We start from the raw sequence: 25,188 nt of genomic DNA, 5'->3' as shown, positions 1-25,188 counted from the left end.
ATTTACCTGTGATCAGTCGCTGGGATCCGGATGGGTGGCGAGCCTCAGATCGATGAGGCCGCGATTTCCATCCCTGTTGCCGGTCGCGGCCACGGCGTTGAATATTCGCTCCGCGTCGTCGTACATTTTGAGATTGAGATAGCAGTAGCCCCGCAGAACCATCAGATCGGTGCGCTCTTGCTGCAGTTGCGCGCGTTGATCAAGATAGATCAGGGTTTCCTGATAACGTTTGGCGGCAAACGCCGTGAGGGCGCGATCGGCCAGAATGGCAACCTGCAGCTCAGCCGCGCGTTGGCGACTAAGAGGGGCCTTGGCCGCAGCGACAGCGGCATTGTTGGCGAGCCCTGCGCGCAGATAGGCGAGGCTTTGCCCGTAGGCTGCGTCTTCGCGCACCTTGCCGGCGGGGCCGCTCAAAGCGACCTCGAAAGCTTCGATCGCTTCCATCGGGCGGTTGAGGTCCATGAGGCACCAACCGCGGGACAGGGCATCCGCCGGATTGAGGCGCTGGGCATTGATCGTTGTGGAGCAACCGCGCGGCCCGCGTACGCCGCGTCGAACCGTGATCTGCCTTTGAGGTCCGCTATATCCTGTGGGCGCGAGCGTGCGCTGGCGCGTGTTGATATTGGTCTCAGCCATGGCAGGAGAAGTGGCGAGCGGCGGCGGGCTGGTGGGCGTAACGGTCGTTTGCGGTACCGCCTGATTTGGCGAAGGCAGCGGCGCAGAGCCGATGGGTGCTCGAGGCGTGGTTTCGCCGAGCCTGGCGATGCGCTCCGAACGGCCGGCCCACAGGCGTTGAATTTCCGCCACACCTTGCTGGTCGTTCAACTGATTGCGGGTGATGACCAGGCCATAGGCCGATGGTTCATCGTCGGGTTTCCAGCGCAACGCGGTTTCGAACCAGCGCGCAGCGGTTTGCGGCTGGTTGAGCGAACGCGCATACCAGCCGAATTCCTGTGCGGTCGGTACGTATTTTTGCTTTATGACTTCGGCGGCGATACGGCCGAGCACGTCTTCGCTAAGATTGGCTGGCGGTTGCAGCGCCATCAGATTGGCAGTGGCCGCAAGGTAAGTTGCTGTCGCATCCTTTGTCTCATTGCGCCATCTGTACATGACGTCTTCAGCTTCCTTTGGCTTGTGATCGGCGATCAGGATCAAGGCCAAACCTTGTGATGCCGAGGCAGAATCGTCCTTGGTGCGGGCAATGCGAAACCATTTTTCCGCTTCGTCATGGTTCTCGCGGCGCAGATGGTACCAACCGAGGAGCAAGGCATCGGACGCAAGACCCTGGGTCTCAGCCGCGCGTTCGACTTGAGACAGGTAGTCCGGCGCCACGGACAGTTTCGGATCATCGTTGCCCTCAGCGACGAAGCGGCGCGCAAGGTCTGTCCGGATGCTGTCCAATTCCCGGCCACCATTGCCATCGGGTTTTTCCAGTGCAAGAAGCTCCTGCATGGGCTCATAGGGCAGCAGGGCCGACGCCTTTTGAACGGTTGCGAGCCTCTCCTGGGGATTAATGCAATTCTTCAGGATGTAGACATAAGCGTCCTGGCCACGGGTAGTCCGATTGGTCTTGATGAATGCTTCCGCGACCCGCCACAGAATGTCGATGTCACTGCAGGTGAGCAGACTGGGCGTGTTGGCACCGATATCGACCACGGTTGCATATTGCTTGAGATCAGACGCGTTGACCAAACGCGCGCGCGCTTCGGCAACATCGAGGCGTTCCAGCAAGTCGGCAGGCGGCTGCCATCCGGCTTCCGCCACTTGGCGATCCGCGATTGCTTTATGCAGTTCGGCGTAGCGGCCTTCGGAATAGAGCTGCCACATCGCCTCGAGCTGCTTGTCGCTGTTTTGCGGGATGGCCAGCGGATCGGCGGGCGGTACCCAATCCGGATAAAGCGCTTGAAGGCGGGAAATTTCTGCCTGCAGCCGGGCTTTATCGCCGCGGCTTGCAAAATAGCGAAGTGCGCTCTCGTCGACTTTCGGCGGTGGCGCGGCCTGTGGTGTCGTCGATTGAGGCATCGCTTGGGCAATGGCATCCGATGTGCCGGATGTCGCTTGCGAAGCGGCCGGTGTGTCGGACAGAACTGCGGAAGGTGCTGTCGCTTGGATGCGATCGGCGACCGCTTTCATATCGATTGATTGTGAGTTGAAGGCTGTATCGGTCGGCTTGATGCTTCCGGTCTGCGCAACTTGGCTATCCGGACGATTCTGCGCGGCCAAACCCAACCCCTCTTCAAGGCTCCCACGGTCTTTCATCGCGATGACAAAACCTGCCACAACGACGGCCACGGAAACCGTAAGTAGAGAGGATCTTATAAACACTCCGGATGTTTCTCCTCAACGAAAGCCAAGCCCAACAGTTGAAGGGTCGACGGGTAGTAGAGTGACGGTACAAACTGGCGGACCGAAGCGGGCAATTTCGCCCCGGTTGTTACACACGCAACAACATCGTTAACAATTCGATAACCTGGGTCCGTAAGGGGCTGCTTTGGATTGCCCGTCGCCAGATCGATAGTGGCTGGCTCATCGCCTTCGAACGTCATACCCGCCTGCAGCCGTGTCAATAGCGCCTGGTCAGGTATCCCCGCTCGCGCAAGGTAAAGTGGGATGCGAATGGCATTGTAGCCGAACTCGGCCTCGAAGCCGTCAGCGGGTCTGGGCTTGGTGCGCAGGCTCACCCAGTCTGCCGGCAATTTCCGCGGCCCGACCTGCATCGAGCGAAGCAGGGACAGGCCGTCATCCGTCAGCTTTTGCCATTCGTCGGAAGGCGCCAGCAGCGCCATAACAGGGATGGCTTCGTAAACCCAGTAGGAGGGATTGACGACCGGCCCGTCATCGCGTTCGGAAGCTGTATAGCCTTTGATACCGGGGAGAAGCAGCGTGCGTCCGCCTGCGTGGACTACGGCATGCGAAAGAAGCGCTTGCGCTATCATCGCCGCCGCCTCCAAATATTCATTCTTGTTCCACGCCGATCCCGCCAGGGCCAAGGCGTAGGCGATCAGCATGTCACCGTCGGAGGCATTGTTCGTGTCCGTCACGTGGGGAGTGACCGCCGGGTCCCATTTCCAGGCGGCGAGACCATCGTCGCGCAGCAGCAACTCGGTTCGCGTGAAATACCATATTTGTTCGAAATCGGCAGGGCTGTTGGAAAGATAGGCAAGCAACAAGCCATAACCTTGCCCCTCGCTGTGACTGATATTGTCGTTTCCGTTGTCAACGATGCGGCCGTTCGCATCGAGGAATTTCGCCTTGTAGGCCGCCCATGCCTGCGGATCGATCGCAGCGTGTTGCGCCGCAAGTTGCTGGCACATCGTCATCAGAGCGATGCCACCGACGATAGCCATGGTGCGCCAGCGTCTCATCCGCGCCTGCCGATCTTTGCGAGGATTCCAGACGTTGCGACGCCGATCAGCAAAAAGAGGACGATGAGAAGAAATGCGTAAGACAGAATGTTGGTCGAAAGCCAGTTGGCGGCAATCAGACGGTAGTTGGTAAACGACCAAGGCTGAGACATGACAAAGTCGAAGCGGCTGACGGGTACCGTGTCGACCTTTCCGGTCTTGCTGGAATAAACGGTGATGTGACCGGCGATCTGCGGCCAATCGAGCTGGGACGTTATGGCTTCGACGCCCGTTCGCAAGTCTTTTGCTGAAGGCGCGGTGACGATCGTCCAGGAGGACTCGCCTGAGGCGCTTGTTCCCTGGGCTATCATGAAGCTGTTGAGATTCGAGGGCGTGAAGACCTTTTCCGCACCGGGAATGAACTGCAGGGAACTCAGCGAGATGTCGAAGTTTCGACGCATCCAATCCTGAAACAATGAAATCTGGCGCTGCAACGCACCGCCGCCAATTCTGGAGCGCCACTCGTCGAATGTGACTGCCGTTTCCGGCTGGGCGCCTTGACCGGTTGTTACCGGGCGCCAGGATGCCTGGCTCGTCGTAGCGATATTCATTTGCGCTAACGTCATCGTTGGCATCTGCGAAATCGAGCCCATGAAGATCGCGTCGCGGTTTCCGATGCCACTCGGCGAAGCGATGAGATCCAGCGCGATCGGATGTCCTGCGACGACAGCCATCTGCCCTAGCAATGTCGCGGTTGCAGACAAGGTGTCAGGATCGGCCCGGTCGATGAAGAGGGCCACCGGTACAATGCCGCGGTTGTATGGATAGCCCGTGCCCGCCAGCGCCGCGAGATTGGGGCGCTGAGCGACCCTGGCGAAATCCGGCATATGAAACGTGCTCGTATCGAAAAGTGCAAAACGCGGCGTTGTGCCGGAGGTGGTGCCGGGCACGCAAGCTTGGTCTTCGTTGGTCAGCAACATCGCTTCCAGCGTCACCGTATTGAGGCCTGGCTTGAAGTGACGCATCGTCACGCGAATGGGCAAATGCCGGAAAATGCCGCCACCGGTCGCGGTAATCGGCTTCGTGGTGGCAATGCTGCCGTTGACATACACATCGATATGGCTTCCCGGCAGAACGTTTTTCGCATAGGCGGCATCAAGAAGGATGGTCGCCTCACCATAGGCATTGGCATAGAAGTCCGACGGGACTGCCACATTGAAGCTGGTGTGGAAGCGGCGACCCGAAAATTCCGTTGTGTTGATTCCCAATTGCGAGAATGAAAGGCTCGTATCCGAGAAGAGGAATAGTGCGTCCGGCGCCGTCCAGCGCTGGGTTACCAGGATATCGCGACGGACGCTCGGGTCTCTGTCGGTCGGAGAGACGATGGTATCGATTGCGCCGGAAACCGCCTGCCAGGACGGTCCGCTGATGAGAAGGATCGTCGAGCCGGTGCGTGGATCCTTGACGAAGGTTGCCAATGCGGCGGTCTGTGCTGCCGCAGGTGCCGAGAACAAAGGCTGCAGTTCGGCGGGCGTCCCGACAAGCACCGTCATCTTTCCAGGACCGGCCGGAGGCAACGAGTCCGTGCTGAAAGAGAAGGTTTCATTCGGCATTCCGCTCAGCAGCGAAAGGCCCTGAGCCAGCCGCAGCAGCGGTTTTGTGGTGCCCGGCTGCGCCAGGGCCGGTACGACGAGGTTAAATTCAGTTTTGCCGGCGTCATCGACGCCGATTGCGCGGATCGCATCCGTGCTCGATAGCTTTTGTGCGTCCTGTTCGGCGAAGCTCAGATAGGTCTTGGCGGGATCGATATCGGACCAGAGCTCGTAGGTCGATTGGATGGTGCAATCGGTTCGGTGGCGCTGTGTCACTTCAAAGGTCACCAGATTGGCGCCCGGTTGCAGCAGGCCGCGCGGGACGTCGAAACTTATCGCCGAAGCGTCATCCGGGGAGCCGATCTGCTGCTGGCCAATTGCACGATTGTTGAGAAAAATGGTCAGTTGCGAAGCTTCGGGAGCAACGACGACGGCATTCTGATAGGCGAAATTGAACTTGGCGGGAGCGGCGGCCTGTTCGGGAGTGAGATAGAGCGACCATGATTTCCGATCATATTCGCCTTCCAATCGAAGATCTGCGAACGGCACCACATATCGGCGGAATTCGGCGGCCGCGGGCGTTGCGGTTGCCTGTTTCACCGCCGGAACGCTTTGCGCCGGTATGACGGGCGTGATCGCTTGCGGGACGACTGCTGGCGGCGCGGTTATTTTGGGTGTGGTCGCCTGTGGGGTGGTCACTCGCGGGGTGGTTTTTTGCGGTGTGATTACCAGCGGCGCGACTGTTTCCGGCGCGATCGGCTTCGAACCTTTCGGTCGCTCGCCGGACATGTCGAAAGGCGCCGTCTGCGCATGAACGATCGTGGCGGCGCCAAGCAGGAAAATCAGCGCGGAAAGGACGCTTTTCATCAATTGCTCGCCTTTACCCCTTGCTGCTCCGCCTCACGTTCGGATCGCATGCTGCGGAAGAGATAAAGCAAACCGCGGCTTGTCTGGTAAAGCGACAGTCCCAGAAACCAGATCGTTCCGCGAATGATGCCGGGATTGCGGCGACGCGCTTGCTGGAACTCTGTCCATTGATCAGAGTTTGCAAACACCAGATCCGCAATCAGACGATGATCCAAGGCACCCTTGGGAACATATTGGCACCCGATTGTCGTTATCTCGCCGGATCGCTGGATGTTGCGGACGATAACTGGCAGCGTCTCCATTTCTGCGCCGCTATATGGCTGAAAGCGGAGAACTCCATCCGCACCCACGACTATCGGGTCAAGCTCCTTGTTGAAGACATTCAGCCGCGCGCCGTGAACGGAAACGTCCTCGATCGAGGCGGAATTCCACTTGCCGTTGATGCCGAATTCGCTGCGACGATTGACCCTGACGCGGCGTGAGGATGCTCGCTCGCCACGCTCCGAAACGACGCCAAGTGCACAGCCGGACAGGATTAGGTTGATCATATTCCAGCCGCCGACGACCAGTGTTACATCCGCCTTGTACGGTTCAGCATAGACACGGTATATGGTTACCGCAACCGCGATGATCTGGACGGCGAAAATGACAAAGAAGGGGCGGCTGATTTCGGAAAGACGGCTGACGGAGATCGATTCGTCCTTGGCAGTGACCTTAAAAGTCGGCTTTCGCGGATTGAGCATGACCGAGATGACGGCAGGCAGCAAATGCACCGTCTGGACATATTCATAGAGTTCCGAAATCCACGGCCAGCGGAAGGAACCATAGAGATAGTTCTGCATCATCAGGTTCACGAGCATGTAGGCAAGCGTATAAGCGAGAAATTCGCCACCGGACGCCGTGAAGATCTCGAGATCGAAGAAAAGGTAGAAGAGTGGTGCGAACAGGAAAATGGTGCGAGGAAAAGGAAAGAGCCAGAAGAGCGTGGATGACATGTAGCAAAGACGTTGCGGCAGCGTGAGGCCGCGCTTCAGCAGCGGGAAGCGGAAGCGGAGGATCTGCATCATGCCCTGGGCCCAGCGACTGCGCTGGCCAATGAAGCTCGCAAATGTCGCGGGCTGCAAACCGGCGATCAGCGGCCTGTCGACATAGATGCTGTTCCACCCGCTGCCATGAAGAGCCAGCGCTGTTTCGCAATCCTCGGTGATACTGATTCCACTGAAGCCCTTTTGGGATTCCAGCGCAGCGCGGCTCAATACAGCCGCCGAACCGCAAAAGAACGCCGCATTCCACTTGTCCAGACCGCGCTGGATGATGCCGTAGAACATCTCGTTCTCGCTCGGCATGTTGTCGAAAGTCCGAAGATTGCGCTCCAGCGGATCGGGATTGATGAAGAAATGCGGTGTCTGGACGAGAAAGAGCTTCGGGTCGTCTTCGAAATATCCGACGGTTTCGAGCAGGAAATCGCGAGCCGGGGCGTGGTCGGCATCGAAGACGGCAATTAGGTCGCCGCTCGAATGCTTCAGGCCGTTATTGAGGTTGCCGGCCTTGGCATGCTCGTTGCGATCACGCGTCAGATATTCGACATCGAGTTCTTCGCAAAGCTGTTTGAGTTCGTTGTGGCGCGCGATCGCAGTCTGCGATTCCAGCAGTTTGGTGGAGTTGCGCTTCTGCAAAGTACCACCATCGTCGAGCAGCCAAACCTGGAGCTTGTGGGCTGGATAGTCCATCGCCTTCGCGGAGGCGAGCGTATTGGCAAGAAGCTTTGTATCTTCGTTGTAGGACGGGACGAAAACGTCGACGGAAGGAAATTGCTGTACCTTGGATGCGCGTGCGGGGCGCGACGGCAGGGGCGTCGCAACGATGAAAAGGCTGAGCATCAGCATGGCGACGTTGTACATTTCTGCAAGATAGAGCAGTAGGCCGGGGATGAAGTTTTCCGGCTGATTGAATGGCGGCAGCGTGTTGGTCGTGCGCCAATAAACGTAGCGCAATACGATCGATGTACCGAAGGCAAGAGCGATCAGTCGCCAGGTTCCTTGAGCCTTGAGGATCTTGATGATCGCCATGAAGGTGACGACCGCAGTGCTGGCGATGAGTTGAGTCTGTAGGTTAACCGGCAGTGTGATCAGTACGATCCCGCACAGCGTAACCACAACCCATATCAAGATGCTTCGTGCTGTATGCATCGACGTCCCTTCAACGGTGCTAAGCCGGGCGCCTGTCGGCGCTCGAGGTTATTTCACTATCTCCGGCAGGCGGCGGTGGTGACCGCGTCGCCGATACAGTCTGGCGATGGTACAATTGTACCGTTGGTTCCCATCGTTCCCGTCTGACCCTGTCCGGGTATTTGTGCTGGCGCGGTCGTGACACCTGTCTGGGGCATGCCACCTTGCTGGTCGGGCAATGGTACGCGAGGGCCGACCGCTTGAGGCGCAGTCACAGTGACTGCCTGCGGCTGGACGACGACCCGGCGGCTAACGATTGCGGGGCGAGCCGCAGCCGGCCTGGATTCAAGACCGACAGCCATCGCACCGTTGCGATAACCGCCCGCATCGGGATAAATCGGATCTCCAGGACGGCCCAGCAAAGCATCGGCTCCCCGAGGAGCACCATAGGGGTTCAAGCTCTCGCCTTCGAATCCGCCGGCGATCGTATAGCCGTAGACGGTGCCCAGGAGCTGGCGCTCGGTTGCGTATGCATCACAGAGCCGGAGTCGAACCTGGACCATGCTGAAGTTGCGCTGCTGTGCGGGTGTAGAGCGACCCGCACGGATTTGCTGCCAGGCATAGATGCACGTATCGCCAGCCCGGCTCCGGCCCGAAGCATAGCCAAAGGGGCCGTAGCTGTTCTGCACGAAGGTTGTGGAACGCGCGAGCCGGACACCCGGTACAGTCGCAGCCATTTCACGCGAGACCGCACCTTCGCTGATCATTTTATAAGGGGTGCTGCCTAATCCAGGGTTTGATCCGGACACTCCGAGAAACTGTACCTTGAGGAAATTCTGACCGGGAACCGACGATGACGTGGAGAGCGAGATCGTCTGATCTACATCGCCTCCATGCTTCTGTTCGATCACGCTGACGATGGCAGGACCGCCGGGCGGCGGGAATGCCAGCGCTTTCTCGCTAGCGACGGTTTCGGCACCAGCCAATTGACGCACTCTACCCGTTGTCGTGCAACTGGTCCCCAAAATGGCCAATGTTATGAGTGCTATTATTTTGAGTAGGTGCATCTTTGGGATCGCGGCAATCGTTTATCGTTATTTTCATGGGCAAATTACGCGATGAAATTTGAAATCAAGCCCCTGGGATCGATATTTAGGATAAGCGCAATTATGGTTAACTATCAATTAACGAAAGGAAGGATTAGGTAAATCAGTAGAACCGAAACAACGGTTTCCCCTGTTTTTTGCCGAAGCGCTACCGCCAAGCCGCCCACTGGCCGGGCAGCTGGAATGAGGCGGCAATGCATCAGATGGAGACGATCTTTAAGCAAGTCGGCATTTTAGCTTTACGAACTTTCTCCGGCAGCGCATTTAGGTTCGACGCTCTGAGTCCTTGCTAAGAAGCGGGTAATGATTTCCCCAAACAACAACGGCACAAGAAAACTCCTTGACCAGTTCGGCCCAATGGCGACGGACACGCAGGTGTTGGTCGCACTCTATGATGCCGAGGATCGACTGCAATTTGCCAACCCCGCATTTCGCTCGGCCTTCTTTATCGCGGCGGATGAGCATCCGTTTTGGGCCGATCTGATGCGGCGCAATTATAGATTGAAGCAAGGGACCGTGATTGCTGCGACTGATTTCGAAGAGTGGCTGCGCTCCACGCAGTCGCGACGCGGCAAGGTGAGCTTTCGCGCCTTCGAGACGGACTTACACGATGGTCGTTGGCTCTGGATGACGGAGACCGTGCGCGAAAACGGCTGGATGTTGTGTATCGCCAGCGACATCACTCGGATCAGGGCGGACGAACGCGACTTGCGGCAGGATCGCGATGTAGCGATCAAAGCCGCACACACCGATGAGTTGACGGGTGTTGCCAACCGGCGCTTCGTTATGGCGCGGCTGGAAGAACTGCTTGCAATACCGGCGCCCGCCGATCAAACGCTCGGATGCCTCGCCGTCTTCGATATCGACAATTTCAAATATATCAATGACCGTCTTGGCCACCACACCGGTGATGTCATCTTGAGAGACTTCGCCGGGACGATCCAGGCTCACGTGCGCCGAACAGACTGCTTCGGCAGGGTGGGGGGAGAGGAATTCGTGCTGGTCATGCCACGGACGCCGGCTGATGAAGCCGCAAACATCATTCACTGCCTCCTTACAATAGTGCGTGACAGCAGGCCCCTTCCGGAGTCATCAAGTTTTTCCTACACGTTTTCGGCGGGCCTGGCTGTCGCCAGGAAGGGCGACACGCTGGCAGAAATTTACCGACGCGCTGATCTTGCGCTCTATAGCGCGAAACTCGCCGGCCGCGATAGGCTGCAGATCAATATAGACATGCCTTCCGAAGGAAAACGATGACCTCATTGCGCTCTTTTCGCGCGACTGTTCTTCGTTTTAGCCTGACGTACTTATACTGAACCTTTATGGACAGGCCAGAATGACGGTGCAGTGCTCGCTCCGGTGCGCCCTCGCTTGCGTTGGTCTAGGAATAGCAGGATTATGAAATGGGGGACTGTTTCTGGCTTCTTGGAAACAGCGTGACCGGATTTGCACTGGATCCGGCGCGATGAGGACTGAAAGTGAACCGAGCTGGCAACGAAATCATGAGCGAGATTCTGATAGCTGTCGAGGCGTTCGGTTTGTTGGGGTTGAGTGCGGCCGTCGGATTTTTCCTGAGGCAACGGCTGTCAGATCAGCATCTCTCGGATCACAATATCGAAGCACTGCGGCTTGTCACAGGTCTGCTTGTGACCTTCACCGCCCTGGTTCTTAGCCTGCTCTTGGCATCGGTGAAGTCTTCCTTCGATACCACAGATCGTGATCGTCGCATGTATGCCGCAAGCCTCGCTGCATTCGACCAATGTCTGCAGGGCTATGGAGCAGAGGCCACAGCTATGAGAGGTGTTATACGCGAATATACCGCCGGCGTTATCGCGAGCACCTGGCCTGAGGAGGAGAAGCCGACCGGCGTTACGCTTCCCAATCTGGCAGGCGTTGCTCGCGTTGGTGAGGATCGTACTTTGAGGGCGCTCATTACCGGCGTCGGGCTGTCGCTTGCCGCACTTGAACCTAAAGATGCATTTCATCAGAGCCAGCTTGCGGCTTGCCGCCTCGCCTACGACGACGTCATGCACCGGCGCGAGGCGGTGATCGAGGATGCAGAAGGAACGATGTCAGGTCTTTTTTCGCGCGTATTGATGTTTTGGCTGATGTTGGTTTTCGTCAGCTTTGGCCTCCAGGCAAGACATAACCGCTTTACGATCGTTGCGATCGGTATTGGGGCGCTGGCGATTTCGACCGTGATCTTCGTCATCGCCGATCTCGACAGACCCTATGGCGGCCTCTTTGGAATACCGAGTACGTCCATGCGGAACGCGCTTACGGATATGTCGCGTTAGGAGGCTGACGCGCCACGCTATCATAACGGATATGCTTTGCCGTGACGGCGGTGCGGGCGCCGACGCTAGACCGGACGTGGCTTTATCAACGAGAATGCGTCTTACGCCTGAAGACATTTCTGATACAGTTCTAGGGCGTATTTTCGTTTGGACGACAACCGTTCTCGGCGATTGGATGGGGCGTATGACCCTGGATTTCGAAGCGATCTTCAAACGCGAGTTGGATGTCGTCAACTTCCGGCGTCAGTCACTTCAGAATGGCGGCGTGGAAGCGAATCGAGCCGAACGCCGTCCCACAATGGAAGGCGCTGAGAGCACGAGGTTTCACGTCCCCCGTCGTCCGGCGAAACTATCGCAAGACCATACCGGGGCAGGCAAACGTGGTACGGTCCGAATGGAGACCGGCAGCAACCTGACCGGGCTTTCGTTTTCCGGCGGCGGCATCCGATCCGCCGCCTTTTGCTTGGGGGCCTCGCAGGCGTTGGATTCGTTGACGCGCGACGGCGAGCCACATGTTTTCGACGCCTTCGATTATTTCTCTACGGTGTCCGGCGGCTGCTACGTCGGTACATCCATCGTCTCGGGCATGATGCAGGAGCCCTATACGTTCCCCTTCGCCAGCAAGCTTGATTCACAGGAGACGCCGGAAATCCAGCATCTGCGAAACTACTCGAACTTCCTGGTCCCGAACGGAACGATCGACTATCTGACGAGCTTTGCGCTCCTGATGCGTGGATTACTCGTGAACGCGCTGATCGTCCTGCCTGCCCTGCTTGCCCTTGCCGTATTCACTGTGTTCTGCAACCCTCGCTCGACTGATCTGGGGCAGCCGGATATCGTGGGCTATCCGCTCAGCGGCAGCACGCTTCCCTTCATCATCGTCAAGGGCCTGGAAGCTTTCACATTGACGATCAATGTGTCCGTCGTGGTGTTATTCCTGATGTTCCTCAGTGCGATCGCGACCTCCATGACATTTCAGACCAGCCGGCTAATGATGCGTGAACGACTTGCGTGGGTACTCGGCGGACTGGTGGCGCTCATCGCCGGCGTCTTTCTCGTCGAACTGCAGCCACTCATCCTCAGTGGCATGTTCGAGGGGGCAACGACCTCTACCGCTGAAATCGCTGGCCTCGAAGACGGCGGCATGAAGAGCGTCCTTCTGGCGATTGCGCATATCGTGCCCGCGCTTGGTGGCGTTCTGCTTCCTACAGCCCTTGTGTTGATAGGTGCTGCACAGAAGCTCGCGAACATCGCAAGAGCGACGCTCGGAGAGGCGACCTGGACGGCGACGATGCAGAAATATACCAGCCGCATGGCCCTCTATCTTGCCGCCGTTGTCGTGCCCTTGCTGCTGTGGATCTCCTATCTCTATCTCAGTTTCTGGGCGATCATGCCCGCAGCCGATCCGGCCTCCGCTCCTCCGCCCGCTCCAGTCGCTCCGTCATGGCTCTCAGCCGTGTCTGCCCTTGTCGCCATCCACGTTCCTGCCATTAGGAGACTCGGCGAGATCGGCTCGTTTTATCTATGGGTCGCGTTGGTACTCGCCTTCGTCTGCCTCTTCATCGGTCCCAACTCCAACTCGCTCAACCAGCTCTACCGGGATCGTCTCAGCCGAGCCTTCCTATTTGAGCGCGTGCGTCTTGGAAGCAACAAGCCGTCGATCGATGTCGACCGGTGGAAGTTCTCGTCGTTGAAACAGTTCGATGCCGAAAGAGGCCATTGGAACAAGGGAGCGGCCTATTCGCCCTATCTTCTTGTCAACACGACAATCAATTTGATCGCGTCGAAAGCCCTCAACAAGCGCGGCCGCAATGCCGACAACTTCATCTTCAGCCCGTTGTACGTCGGCAGCCAGGCGACGCGCTATGTGGCGACCAAGGAGATGGAGGATGCCGTCCCATCGCTCAGTCTTGCTACGGCGATGGCCACGTCCGGTGCGGCGGCATCGGCGAACATGGGGAACCATACCGTCAGGATCTTGACCTTCAGCCTTTCCTTGCTGAACGTCCGCCTCGGCTATTGGCTTGCTAATCCGGCAAAGCTCGACGCATTGCAGCACTGGTGGAACCGATGGTGGTCGAATTTCGGTACCTGGTATTTTGCCAACGAAACTGCTGGCCGTTTGGACGAGAAGAAGCTGAACGTCTATCTTACGGACGGCGGCCATGTGGAAAATCTCGGCATATACGAATTGCTGCGCCGCCGCTGCAAGGTCATTCTGGCCATCGACGCTGAAGCCGATCCGAGCATGACCTTTGAATCCTTCGTGAAGCTCCAGGTCATGGCGCGTATCGATCTCGGTATACGCATCGAACTCCCTTGGCAGGACATCCAGAAAAGAACTCTGGAAGTGACGAAGGAGATGGCATCCGACGGAGATGGGCTGACAAAATCCAAGGGACCTCACGCCGCAGTCGGAGTCATAGAATATGGCGAGGACGAAAAGGGCATATTGCTCTACATCAAGTCATCGCTGACCGGCGACGAAAACGACTACATCTTGGACTATAAGAGGCGGAACCCGACGTTTCCGCACGAAACGACACTCGACCAATTTTTCAGCGAGGAGCAGTTCGAGGTTTATCGCGCGCTCGGCTTTCACGCAGTTCAGCACTTTCTCAGCGGAGCCGACGATTTCGCACAGCCATCTGCTTTACCGGCCGGCTGGAGCGATGAGCTTGCCGCTGCACTCGCATTGCTCAACATCCCGACGTCAATGCGCGCTGCCTTTGGCGCACGACTCTAGAAGCACGCGACGCGCATGGCCCTCCGAACACCATTCCTGAATTTGCAGACCGGCAGCGGTTGCGGCAGGACAGAATGGATATGCGATCATAAATTGCTTTAGAAACCTGCGTTTCGTACTGTTATGGCAGAGAAAACAGGAGCAGCCGTTCCGTACTATTTGCTCGTGGTAATCTGAGGTTGAAGTTTATTTCAAAATGCGCAAAGATGATCTGAACGATAAGGGATGGCGCCATCATCCCGCCCAGTGGCAGTTTCATTCGACAGCATATTTCAGCTTCGGTTGCTTGGATTTCACGCGCGGAACGCGATGTGTCCAGGCAGTAGATTCGGCTCTTATATAGATATTTCCTAATTTTGCGACGCTTGAAACGCAGCAGCAGTGTCTTTCCGCATTGACAGTGCGGTGGGGAAATAAACGCGCCGGTCAATCTGTGCGTTTGGAGGGCATTCTCGATGAGAGTCTACGAGGCGATCGTGAAGGCACTTGAGGGAGTGGGGGTCGGCGCCGCCTTTGGCGGAGCGGGCGAAAATGCCGCCGGTTTGATGCTTGCCCTCAAACATTCCTCAATCAAGCCCGTCATTACCCGGCACGAACAGGCGGCGTCATTCATGGCGTGCGGGTATGCGATGCATTCGGATAATTTGGGCTTTTGCTTTGCGACCGCAGGGCCGGGCGCCTTCAATTTGTTTTCCGGGCTGGCGGTTGCCATGTCTGATTCCTATCCGGTACTGGCCGTTTCTGGCTATGCCTCTCTCGACTGGAAGGGAAAGGGCGCATTGAACGAAACCTCCGGTGTCAGTCGCACCCCGGATTCCCAGGCAATGTTTGCGGCGACCACGAAGAAGTCATTTCTGCTGACGGATGCAGCCAAGACCTGCGATGTCGTCGAAGAGGCTGTCAACCTGGCCTTCGACGGCCGCCCCGGACCAGTTCACATCCATGTCCCGGAAAACCTGACGCATCATGGCATCTCTGTGGACAACTATCGCGAGATCAATCTCCAGCGACGTCCGGTGATACCGGATTCCAAGCGGGTGAGCGAGGTTGCCGAGCTTCTTGGAGATGCTGTTGCCAAGGACAAGAAGATATTGGCGTTGATCGGCTTCGGTGCCGTTCGCAGCGGCGCCGGACCGGAGTTGACGGAACTCCTGCATCGCTACCAGATTCCATTCGCGACGACGCTCGATGGAAAAGGCATCATCTCGGAGCGTCATCCTCTTTCTGTCGGCGTGTTCTGCGATAGTGGTCACAGCGCCGCGTGGAAGGCCTTCCTTGAGGCCGATGTGATCCTTGCGGTTGGGAATTCCTTCGCGCAGCACGCCACCTTCAATTTTCGCGATGATCTCCTCACCGGCAAGACGCTCATCCATATCAACATCGATATCGGTGAAATAGACAAGGTCTATAAGGCCGATGCTACCATCATCGGCGATGCGAAACGCGCGGTCGCGGCGCTCAACAAGGAAATATGGCCGAAGGCTGCGGCTGTGCCATCGAGACCTGCCGTTGGGCGTGACTATGACGCGGAACGGATCGTCCATCTCCTGGATGAAATCCATCCCGGACAGCTCGCCCAAGCGGTCTCCAAGCGCCTGCCGCAGAATGCCATTGTGCTTGCGGACGCCGGCACACACCTTGCCTGGCTCGGCTACTATCTGGAGCTTTCGCCGGGACAGTTCTTCCGGAAGCCCGGCGGGTTCGGGCCGATGGCGGGACATGTCAACGGCGCGCTTGGTGCCAAATGCGCCAATCCCGATCGCCCCGTAATCGTCGGCTGCGGCGACGGATGTTATCTGCTGTCGGGTTTCGAGCTTCTGACCGCCGTTCAATACGACATCCCTGTCATCTGGATCATTTTCAACGATGGCGAGTTCAAGCTCATCAAGCTTTACCAACTCCAATCCTACGCGGAATCGGCCCTGGTCGAATTCGGCAATCCGGATTACGTCGCCTATGCCAGGGCCTGCGGTGCGCAGGGATACAGGGTCGAGACGATCGAGGAGTTCGAAAACGCCTTCGACGAGGCACTCGCACTAGGCAAGCCGGCAATCATCGACGCCCACATCACACGACTTGCGCTGCCCCACTACAGTCCTTCGCCAAAAGGGCTTCTGTCCGGTATCGCGGAAATGGTCGAGGATCGGATCGTCCCCGGTCGGGGTACGCAATAGCCACTTTATTCGTCGGCGCGATGCGTCGAAATGAGAAGGCGTTTCCCTGTCGCATCGCGGACGGCGCCGGGAAACGGGGATCGTCCGCCGCTTTTCAATCGCATGCATTCCCATCGATACGATGTGCCCGAAAGCCATTGTCCGATGCGTTCATGGAGGGCGAACGATAATGGAGTGGAGTGAATCCTATCAAGGGGGTGTGGAGGCCGAGCGCTTGATGTTCGAGCGGCTCGCTCAAGATATGATGCGTGTCCAATATAAGACGCGCAGCTATGCCAAGGCGGCCGATATTCAGCGGGCGTTTCACAGCAAGGCCGTCTTTGCGGCTATCGACGCCGAGCTGACGTTCGTCGATGATTTGCCCGTAGATCTGAGGGTTGGTTTCGCTGAGCCGGGTAAGAGCCATCCCGCGATACTGCGCCTGTCCAATGCCAGCGGCTACGGTCAACCGGACTACAAGCCCGATCTGCGAGGATTGGCGGTGCGGATCAATGTCTCGGACCAGGAGCAGCATGATCTGTTGGCGACCAACTTTCCGGTTTCACATGCTCGCGATGCCAAGCAGTTCGTTGCCTTCGCCAAGGCGACTGCGGGAGGAGGCTTAAGCCGCCTCCTGGGGGTAATCGGTCTGGCCTTCACCTTCGGACCCTCCGAAACCCTGCGCATGATCCGCAACGTCACGACCGGTCGCAACAGGAAAATCCGCAGCCTGGCACTCGAGACGTTCTGGAGCCGCGGCGCGATCTGTTGGGGGGAGAAGCTGGCGGTGCGCTATCTGTTCCGTCCAGCACCGAATGCGCCGCATGCTCCCGATCCCTCCGAGACCGATCCTGGCTATCTTTCCACCGAACTTGCCCGGCGTCTGGAGGTCGGGGACATCAGCTACGAGTTCTGTCTCCAGCTTTTCGCCGATCCGAAGAAGACGCCAATCGAGGACACGTCCATCGAATGGACGGAGACCGCCTCGCCTCCGATCAGGGTGGCAGTCCTCAAGATCAGCAAACCGAAGACTGGCGACGCCGAAGCGATCGCCAATGCCCGCCTTGTCGACGAACTGGCTTTTAATCCTTGGAACACGACCGAGGCCTTCAGGCCGCTCGGCAATCTCAACCGGGCGCGCAAGGTTGTCTACGACGCCAGCGCCGCCTATCGCCACAGCTTCCGCTGGACAAGCCCGGTGCCGTTTCGCAACCAACTGGCAGGGCGCATTGCGCGTCGCGCCTTTCTGGTCATCAACCGCTACATCGCCTGGCACCGACTGCCGCTGCGGCTGAGCCTGCTTAATCTCGACGCTTTCCGCTACGTCTTGCGTGAAGAGAACCTGATCGGAACCGACCCGGTCGAAGCGCCGCCGGTCGCTCGCCCGACACCGCCGCCGGCGATTGCTGAAGGCGAGCGGCAGATGCGGACCTATGACGGCACCTTTAACGATCTTTCGGCGCCGAAGATGGGCGCCGTCGGCTCGACTTTCGGCCGCAATCTGAAACCGGTTTTCGCGCCCGAACTGTTCGATACACCCAATCCGGTGGTGGTCGCGCAGCAATTGTTGCATCGAGATACGTTCATTCCGGCGCGCTCGCTCAACATCCTCGCCGCTGCGTGGATCCAGTTTCAGGTTCATGATTGGGTCAATCATGCCCGTCATCCCCTTGGGGAAAAGGACGTGGTCCTTAACCTTCCCGCTGGCATGAAATGGACCAGCGAGGTCGGCGGCAAGCCGGAAGACGTCATGCGAATTGCCGGAAACATGGAGATGGGCGGCTATGACGGCAAGCCGCCCATCTATTTCGGCAATGCTGCCTCGCATTGGTGGGACGGATCGGAGGTTTACGGTCCCGACAGCAAGAAGGCCAAGGACCTGCGAGAGGGTCCGAAGATACGCCTGGTCAACGGGCACCTGCCCACTGATGTTCATGGCTTCGAGGTTACCGGCTTCAACGAGAGCTGGTGGCTCGGTTTGAGCGCCATGCACACGCTGTTTGCACGTGAACACAATCTGCTCTGTGACGAGCTCCAACGCCAATACGGCAATTGGGATGACGAACGCGTCTACCAGACCGCCAGGCTGATCGTCTCGGCACTGATCGCCAAAATCCACACGGTCGAATGGACGCCGGCGATCCTTGCCACCAAGGCGATCGAAGTCGGCCTCTCCAGCAACTGGAACGGCCCGCCGGCCAACGACTGGCTGACGAAGGCGGGACTCTGGCTTGTAGACGCCCATGCATCCACCGGCATTCCGAAGACTATGCCGGACCATCACGGCACGCCTTATTCGCTCACCGAGGATTTCGTCACTGTCTACCGCATGCATCCGCTGCTGCCGGACGATTACTGCTTCTACAACCATAGGACGGGCGCCAAGATCGCCGAAAAGAGCTTCATGGATATACAAGGCCCGGGCGCCGACGAGATTATGCGCCAATATGGTCTTCGCAACTCGCTCTATTCCTTCGGAACGGCCCATCCCGGCGCCATCACGCTGCACAACTTCCCCCGTGCACTTCAAGCGTTCACCCGCGACAAGGAAATCATCGACCTTTCCGTCGTCGACCTCGTGCGTACACGGCGCCGTGGCGTGCCGCGCTACAATGATTTCAGGGCCGGCCTGCACCGGCCGCGGATCAAGCATTGGGAGGAGTTGTCCACTAATCCCGAGGATGTACGGCTGCTCAAGGAGATCTATGGCGACATCGACCGCGTCGACACGGTGGTCGGCCTCTTTGCCGAACCGCCGCCAACCGGTTTCGGATTTAGCGACACCGCTTTCCGTATCTTCATCCTCATGGCTTCGCGCCGGCTGCAGAGTGATCGCTTCCTGACAGTGGACTTCCGTCCGGAAGTCTATTCGCCCTTCGGGATCGACTGGATTGCCAACAACGGCATGACGAGCCTGATCCTGCGCCATTGCCCGGATCTCGCGTCGATGCTGCCGCGCACCGCCAGCGCCTTTGCGCCCTGGCGGCCGGTCCTTTTCGGCGGCGAAAAGCAAGATCTGGAAAAGAGGGCATCATGACGGATATACCTGGAGCAGATGACCTTTCGCCAACGGGGAAGGCTACAGCCAGAACCTCGACCGGTAACCGCGGTCTTGATGCGCTTTTCCGCAGACCGCTCATCGAGACGATATGGCGACGGCGCACCCATCGCGTCAGCCAGGGGAGCTCGGTGCTGGCCGGCACGATGAGCTACGAGTCGGAGCAACAGCGCGAACCTCTTTCGGAGCTCGAGGAGGCGATACTGATCGCCATCACCGGTTCGACAGGGCTCACCATGCCCGACCGCCCCTTCGAGGATCCGGCCACGCATCGGCCGATCATGGCCAAGCCGAACCTCGTCATGGAGGGCCGCACCGCCGGCAGCCCCGACAACGCTCAGGGCACGCATTTCTTCATGATCAACGACAGCGGCACCTATTTCATCCGCAAATTGCCGCCGCCACCAGAGGGCGAAAAAGGGCTGACGGCGGAAAGGCTGATAGCTCGGGCAGCGGAGGCAAAGGTGCGCATTCTGGATCACCGGCTCGATGTTCCGGACGGCAAGCGCGCCTTTCCGGCTTATCTCGACTCCAATCGGTTCTTGTCGAACCTGCCGGGCACAACGATCTTCCTGCCGGTCGTCGACCTCTCTCGGCAATATATCAACGGCATGATGTACCTTCTGACCCAGCCGGACGGTGCCCGGCCGGCAATCGTGGACGACCGCAACTTCTATCGGCTCGCAGGAGTGAAGCGCTGGGTGGACAAGGGCTTTCTGAACAAGGATATCAAGGTCCCGCTCGGCGTCATTGGCTCGCTGCGCACGCAGATCGAGGCCGACCTGCTTTTGCAGAATATTTTCCTGACCGCTGACGCCATGGGGCTCGGCGCCTGGATCCATGCCTCCATCAGCCCGCCAGTCCTCGTCGGCGATCCGAAATTCGTGAAGACTTACGGCGCCATGCTGGGCTTCGACGTCGTGACGCCACGCTGGCGCCTGATGGACATTCTGCGCTGGCAGGTGCCGCTGCCGCGTTATTCCAACCTGCGCAGCAACCCGATCGGACTGCGTTTCAAGGGCGAGCACCTGATCAAGGGCATGTCCCCACCTTACTATGACAGCATGGCTGACGCCGTTACTGCTGTCATCGAGGAGAAGTTTGGTAAGAACGGTCTCTTCAATGACCAGGCACTCTTTGCCGAGATCTACAAGGATGACTACGGCAAGCGCTATCTGGCGGAAGCTGCCGTCTACAATGCCGACGTCATCGGCTGCGCACGGGACATCTGCACCTATATCTACGAGACGCATGGCCGGTTCCCCGCGCATTGCGATGCGATCCACGTGCCGGGCGTCTGGCTGCAGGCGCATCACGTCGAGATCGACTACTATGACCGGTTCTTCAGAAACGGGCTCACGGACGTCCACCGCTCCCATCATCAGGACTGGCATTGATAAGAGCACGTGTACGCTTCTGGGCTTGGTCAAACTACGCGGGATGCCTTTTGGCGTGATTTGCGTTCCGTAGTGCAAGGGGAGGTTTTGTATATTATAATTTTCTCACGCAGCTTGGGAGGTCGCGATGAACGACTTATGCGTGATATTGGGAGCAACGGCGATAGTCGGCTCCGGTTTGGGTGCAGTTGGCGCTGATGCCCGCGAATTCCGTTCCGAGCGTGTTATATTCGCTGGTCCGATCAGAATTCCGGATTCCGCCGGCAGCGATTCCGCCGCCCCCCAGCTTGCATTTCCTGCGGAGATCAATGACGGGAAAGCCGCCGATCGTCCAACGGGTCCTTTCATTATCGACAGTCAATATGTCCGCAGACCGTTCATGTGGCCTTGGGCTTCGTCGCCGACCCAAGATAGGTCGAACAGGGAAACACAGCGGAGCTATGGAAATCGCAACGGCGGTAATGGCGGCGGCAGATCAGGTGGTTCTGGAGGCAGTGGCAGCAGCAATTCCGGCGGCGGAAGCCAGAGCGGTGGCGGCAACATGGGTGGTGGCAACTCGAGCGGTGGCGGCAATATGGGCGGCGGCAGCTCTGGCGGCAGCGAAGGCGGCGGAATGAATTGATTTCGAGCCGACGGTTGGCGGAGACCCAGACGGCGAAACGAGAAAGATCGGCGGCAGCAATGCATGCGAGGGCCGGCCCGATCGGGAATATACGGAACTGCTGTGCGCATTGATCGACATTGTCTACGGGGCGGGCAATCCGGGCATGAGTGAGAATTGGGCGATCTGCATAGGGATAAATCGCTACGACAATTTGAGGCCGCTCGAGTACGCTCAACAAGATGCTCAAGCGATGTGCGATTTTTTCAGCACGACAGCACATTTCAGCCGGGTCTACTATCTCGCCGAGGAAGCGCCGCCGCTGCCGTCGGATTTCGGAAGCCCGCTGCAGTCTCGTCCGACCTTCGGGAATCTGATGCGTTTTCTGCGAGTGCGTTTCGAACAGCGTTTCCTTCGGCCGAGCGACAATCTCTGGTTCTTCTTTGCCGGCCACGGGCGGCGAGAGCGGGACCAGGACTATCTGCTGCCGATCGATGCCGATCCCGGCAATGTCGAGGAAACCGGGATTTCGGTACATCACATTGCCGAGCGACTGAAACGCAGCGGGGCAGACAATGTCGTCCTTCTTCTCGATGCATGCCGCAACGAGGGCGCACGCGACGGTGAAGGTCTCGGTCTCGACAGGCAGCAAGGTGCGGTCACCGTCTGCTCCTGCAGTCCGTCAGAATTCTCCTATGAGATCGCCGAACTTCGTCACGGCGCCTTTACCTATGGGCTGCTCGAAGGTCTCAGAATGGAAGGTCAGCAGAACTGTGCGACGGTCGAGCGGCTGGACAACTATCTGAAATTCGCGGTCCCAGACCTATGTCGCAAATATGGAAAGCCCCGTCAGACGCCCTCGACGTTTGTCGAGCCGCTTGCCAAGCGCCACTTCATTTTGCTTCCTGCGCTCGCCTTGCCCGAAGACTTGGAGCCGCTGAAGCTCGAAGCGCTGGAGGCTGAAGCGAACGGAAATTTTGCCGAAGCCGAGCAGTTGTGGTGGCGCATCAACGCTGTCGCGCCGGCGGATGCACAGACCAGAGAAGGTATCAGGCGCGTCACCTTGAAGCGCGAGCCCGACAGTGGCGATAATCGGGGCGTCACGGGATCGCCTCAGCAGATCGCAAGCCGGGGAAATGCTGTCACTCTTCCGAAGATCCCGCGGCGAACGCTTCTCTATGGAGTAGGGGCCACGGGTCTTCTTGCATCGATCGGGGTAAGCGCGTGGGTGGTTCGCAACAGGGGGACGTTGCGCCCTTCGCCCATGCGCGCGGAGACGGTGCCGGTGACGACTGTCGATGCCATGGGCGAGATGCTTGATACGCGCTGGGAGAGTGTTGAAACCTTCAGCCAGCCGATCGATGCCGACAATGCCGTTGAATTCAGCGTCCTGCCGGCCCGTACTTTCAAAATGGGTTCGCCAAATGACGAGCTGCTTCGCGTCAGCAAATTTGAGCAGCAGATTGAGGTTACCATCGGCCGCATCGCTGTCAGCCGCACGACGATCACCCAGCGAATATGGCGTGCCGTACTTGCTGCCCATCCCGACCAGATTAGCATTTCTTTATTGGCCGCGCCGTCCTCTTTTCCTGGCGATGACCGCCCCGTTGAAACTGTCACCTGGCAGCAGGCGAACGAATTCTGTGCCAGGCTCTCCAATCTGATGGAGCGCATTATTCGGTTGCCGAGCGAAGCCGAATGGGAGCGTGCCTGCAGGGCGGACACGACGACGGCCTTCCACTTCGGGCCAACCTTGACGCCGATGCTCGCCAACTATTGCGGGACGGGCGGCGCGGTTTGCGGAATGAGCTTTGGTGAGAACGTCTCCCGCCCAGACTATGCCGACGTCGCTTATCCTGATGGTGCCTATGCCAAGGGGCCGCCAGGCACCTTTTACGGGTCGACGAAGCCTGTGCGATCCTATCCGCCGAACCGTTTTGGCCTCTTTGAAATGCATGGCAACGTCTGGGAGCATTGCCTCGACAACTGGAATCCCGATCTGGGATCGATACCGCGCGACGGCAGCCCCTTTGTCGATCCCAAATCCTCCGTCCGTGTCCTTCGCGGCGGCTCCTTCTCGCACAACCCGGCGATTTGTCGCTCGGCATATCGGGACTGGATGAAGGAGACCCTGACGGGATGGGAGGGGAGGGTCGGTTTCAGGGTGGTTTGTGTGATTTGAGCGGCATGCGGATGAACTTTCCAGTGTACGTCCGTTAACGGGACACGACAGGAGCACGTGACATGAACAGAGAAATTACGATCATTACCGACGCAACTTCCTCGCCCGGCGTTGCTACCGGGCCTGTCATTGGCGATCAGGGTGCACGGAGTGGCGACGATATCGGCGGCGGTTTCGGCTCCATCCTGGGCTCGCCGTTCAAGGCGGTCAGCATCGGCGCGGATGCGCTAAAGGATCAGATGACCAACCTGCTCGAGGTCGTGCAACACATCTTCGATCAGCCGCTAAGCAGGCTGGCATTGACGCTCGATGAGGTCGAGCTTTCGGTGGAGATCAGCTCGGAAGGCGAGGTGCGCGTCTTTGGCAGCGGCGGCAAGCTGGGCGGCAACGGTGCGATCAAAATGGTCTTCAAGAGACGAGAGACGCCTATTGCGGTGCAAAATCCCCTCGATGCAAGCGGAGTTCCGGACGGAGCTCGGCGGTCATAGCAGGGATGATTGCCGAGATGGTATCCGCTTGCTTTTGAACGACAGCTCTTCAGAGGGAAGAGGTAAACAGCCGGCGTCCATGCCTGAGGCGTCATGGGCCGGCCGGCGGTGGCTACATCAGCTCGATCATCTGCTTGAAGATCACCAGGTCTTCCCGGGCGTCGGCGATCGAGGTCTTTGGCGTCCGTTTCCGGGCGATATTCGCATGAAAGTCACGCCACTCGACGCCAAAGGAGTCGTAGCGCGTCGGGAAGCTTTTATCCTGCGAACATCCCGCCTCGCCGTGCTTCTTCTGCACCGTCAGGGTTGCCGGCAGATGGCGGATATAGGGTGTGTCGTAGTCGATCCGAACCACCTCATCGGGAGTGTTGACCTCCAGATGCGCATCGAAGTGAGGAATGCGGTCAACTGCGGTTTGGAACTGACATACGAAGTGGCCATAATCGAAGCTTGCGGTAATCGCTCGCCCGCCATTGCGAACCGTCGCGCTGATGACGCTATCGGGTTTTCCAATAAGTTCGCGCATCGCCGAAATATCGTGGCTGCTCAATCCGAGAAGGAGGTTATACGCCGCCGCCTTCGGACCGTCCGAGAAGCCGATCGCTCGCTTCACCGCGTCGGACAGCGCCGACCGCCCCTGTGCGACAATCGAGGTGTCCACATCGTCGCCGCGCACGACCGGTGTAGTGCTATCGATGATAAGCGAATTCTGGCCGATGACATCGTGGACGCGGGCAAGAATGATGTCTGCGCGAATAGCCGATATGCGTTCGACCGCCTCGGTAAAGGCCGGCGCATGACGGCGCATGAAGCCGACCTGCGCCGTCACGCCATATTTTTGTTCCGCAGCGAGCAGTTCGTCGGCCTGGTCGAGCGTGATGCACATGGGTTTTTCAATGAGGACGTGCTTTCCCGCCTTCATCGCTTCGAGCGCGACCTCCGCGTGGAAGACATTCGGATTTGCGATCAGTACCGCGTCAACCTCTGATGCGTTCAGAAGGTCAAGATATGACGTGAAGGTTTTGACGCCGGGAAGCGAGGCGCTCACGGCATTCAGCACGTTTCGGCTGACGTCGCACAGCGCGGTGACCCTGAAGAGGTCGCCTAGATCTCGCAAGGTCGGCAGGTGAATGATCTGGGCGACTTCGCCGCAACCGACGACGCCGACACGAATGGGCTCAGCCATAAC

The 25,188-nt window shown here is 58.4% G+C and carries 15 protein-coding genes; 9 read left to right on the top strand and 6 right to left on the bottom strand.

The features are described from left to right. Nucleotides 1–12: 12 nt before the first annotated feature. From FHT86_RS32790 to bcsN, 5 genes are read right to left on the bottom strand one after another with little or no spacing between them, the layout of a single operon-like run. Nucleotides 13–2,259, bottom strand: a complete 2,247-nt coding sequence (locus FHT86_RS32790) for a cellulose synthase (protein WP_210298142.1) — start codon at nucleotides 2,257–2,259, stop codon at nucleotides 13–15. A gap of 56 nt (nucleotides 2,260–2,315) precedes the next feature. Further along, a complete protein-coding gene (locus FHT86_RS32785) occupies nucleotides 2,316–3,365 on the bottom strand; it encodes a glycosyl hydrolase family 8 (RefSeq protein WP_133711094.1) in 1,050 nt (349 codons plus the stop codon). Then, nucleotides 3,362–5,803, bottom strand: coding sequence for a cellulose biosynthesis cyclic di-GMP-binding regulatory protein BcsB (locus tag FHT86_RS32780; RefSeq protein WP_133711093.1), 2,442 nt, complete (start codon nucleotides 5,801–5,803; stop codon nucleotides 3,362–3,364). Before FHT86_RS32780 ends, FHT86_RS32785 begins: the two co-directional genes overlap by 4 nt. Continuing rightward, nucleotides 5,803–7,992: a UDP-forming cellulose synthase catalytic subunit gene (gene bcsA / locus FHT86_RS32775; RefSeq protein WP_133711092.1), complete on the bottom strand. Its 2,190-nt coding sequence runs from the start codon at nucleotides 7,990–7,992 to the stop codon at nucleotides 5,803–5,805. The genes FHT86_RS32780 and bcsA overlap by 1 nt, the downstream gene beginning before the upstream one ends. A gap of 56 nt (nucleotides 7,993–8,048) precedes the next feature. Continuing rightward, a complete protein-coding gene (gene bcsN, locus FHT86_RS32770) occupies nucleotides 8,049–9,038 on the bottom strand; it encodes a cellulose biosynthesis protein BcsN (protein ID WP_133711091.1) in 990 nt (329 codons plus the stop codon). Nucleotides 9,039–9,380: 342 nt separating this feature from the next. Here bcsN and FHT86_RS32765 point away from each other — a divergent pair, with 342 nt between their 5' ends. The 9 genes from FHT86_RS32765 (at nucleotide 9,381) to FHT86_RS32725 (ending at nucleotide 23,999) form a co-directional block, all read left to right on the top strand. Then, nucleotides 9,381–10,334, top strand: coding sequence for a GGDEF domain-containing protein (locus tag FHT86_RS32765; RefSeq protein ID WP_133711090.1), 954 nt, complete (start codon nucleotides 9,381–9,383; stop codon nucleotides 10,332–10,334). Between the two features lie 245 nt (nucleotides 10,335–10,579). Further along, nucleotides 10,580–11,374: a hypothetical protein gene (locus tag FHT86_RS32760; RefSeq protein WP_133711089.1), complete on the top strand. Its 795-nt coding sequence runs from the start codon at nucleotides 10,580–10,582 to the stop codon at nucleotides 11,372–11,374. Nucleotides 11,375–11,558: 184 nt separating this feature from the next. Then, nucleotides 11,559–14,120 carry a patatin-like phospholipase family protein gene (locus tag FHT86_RS32755; protein WP_166657003.1) on the top strand — a complete coding sequence of 854 codons (2,562 nt, stop codon included), beginning with the start codon at nucleotides 11,559–11,561 and terminating at the stop codon, nucleotides 14,118–14,120. 455 nt (nucleotides 14,121–14,575) lie between these two features. Next, nucleotides 14,576–16,294 carry a thiamine pyrophosphate-binding protein gene (locus tag FHT86_RS32750; RefSeq protein WP_133711087.1) on the top strand — a complete coding sequence of 573 codons (1,719 nt, stop codon included), beginning with the start codon at nucleotides 14,576–14,578 and terminating at the stop codon, nucleotides 16,292–16,294. Nucleotides 16,295–16,463: 169 nt separating this feature from the next. Then, complete coding sequence (locus FHT86_RS32745; protein WP_133711086.1) at nucleotides 16,464–19,310, top strand: peroxidase family protein; 2,847 nt, start codon at nucleotides 16,464–16,466, stop codon at nucleotides 19,308–19,310. Beyond that, nucleotides 19,307–20,728, top strand: coding sequence for a hypothetical protein (locus tag FHT86_RS32740; protein WP_210298129.1), 1,422 nt, complete (start codon nucleotides 19,307–19,309; stop codon nucleotides 20,726–20,728). Before FHT86_RS32745 ends, FHT86_RS32740 begins: the two co-directional genes overlap by 4 nt. A 127-nt stretch (nucleotides 20,729–20,855) precedes the next feature. After that, nucleotides 20,856–21,350, top strand: a complete 495-nt coding sequence (locus tag FHT86_RS32735) for a hypothetical protein (RefSeq protein ID WP_133711085.1) — start codon at nucleotides 20,856–20,858, stop codon at nucleotides 21,348–21,350. A 145-nt stretch (nucleotides 21,351–21,495) separates the two neighbouring features. Beyond that, nucleotides 21,496–23,511, top strand: a complete 2,016-nt coding sequence (locus FHT86_RS32730; protein ID WP_133711084.1) for an SUMF1/EgtB/PvdO family nonheme iron enzyme — start codon at nucleotides 21,496–21,498, stop codon at nucleotides 23,509–23,511. Between the two features lie 62 nt (nucleotides 23,512–23,573). Next, the gene (locus FHT86_RS32725; protein ID WP_183868996.1) at nucleotides 23,574–23,999 is read left to right on the top strand and encodes a hypothetical protein; all 426 of its coding nucleotides are present in this window, start codon (nucleotides 23,574–23,576) and stop codon (nucleotides 23,997–23,999) included. Between the two features lie 112 nt (nucleotides 24,000–24,111). Here the strand turns inward: FHT86_RS32725 and FHT86_RS32720 are convergent, their stop codons facing one another. Beyond that, on the bottom strand, nucleotides 24,112–25,185 hold the full coding sequence (locus FHT86_RS32720; protein WP_133711083.1) for a Gfo/Idh/MocA family protein: 1,074 nt from the start codon (nucleotides 25,183–25,185) through the stop codon (nucleotides 24,112–24,114). Nucleotides 25,186–25,188 lie beyond the last annotated feature (3 nt).

Source organism: Rhizobium sp. BK313 (assembly GCF_014193655.1).
Lineage (GTDB): Bacteria > Pseudomonadota > Alphaproteobacteria > Rhizobiales > Rhizobiaceae > Rhizobium.
This window is presented reverse-complemented; position numbering and strand designations above follow the sequence as displayed.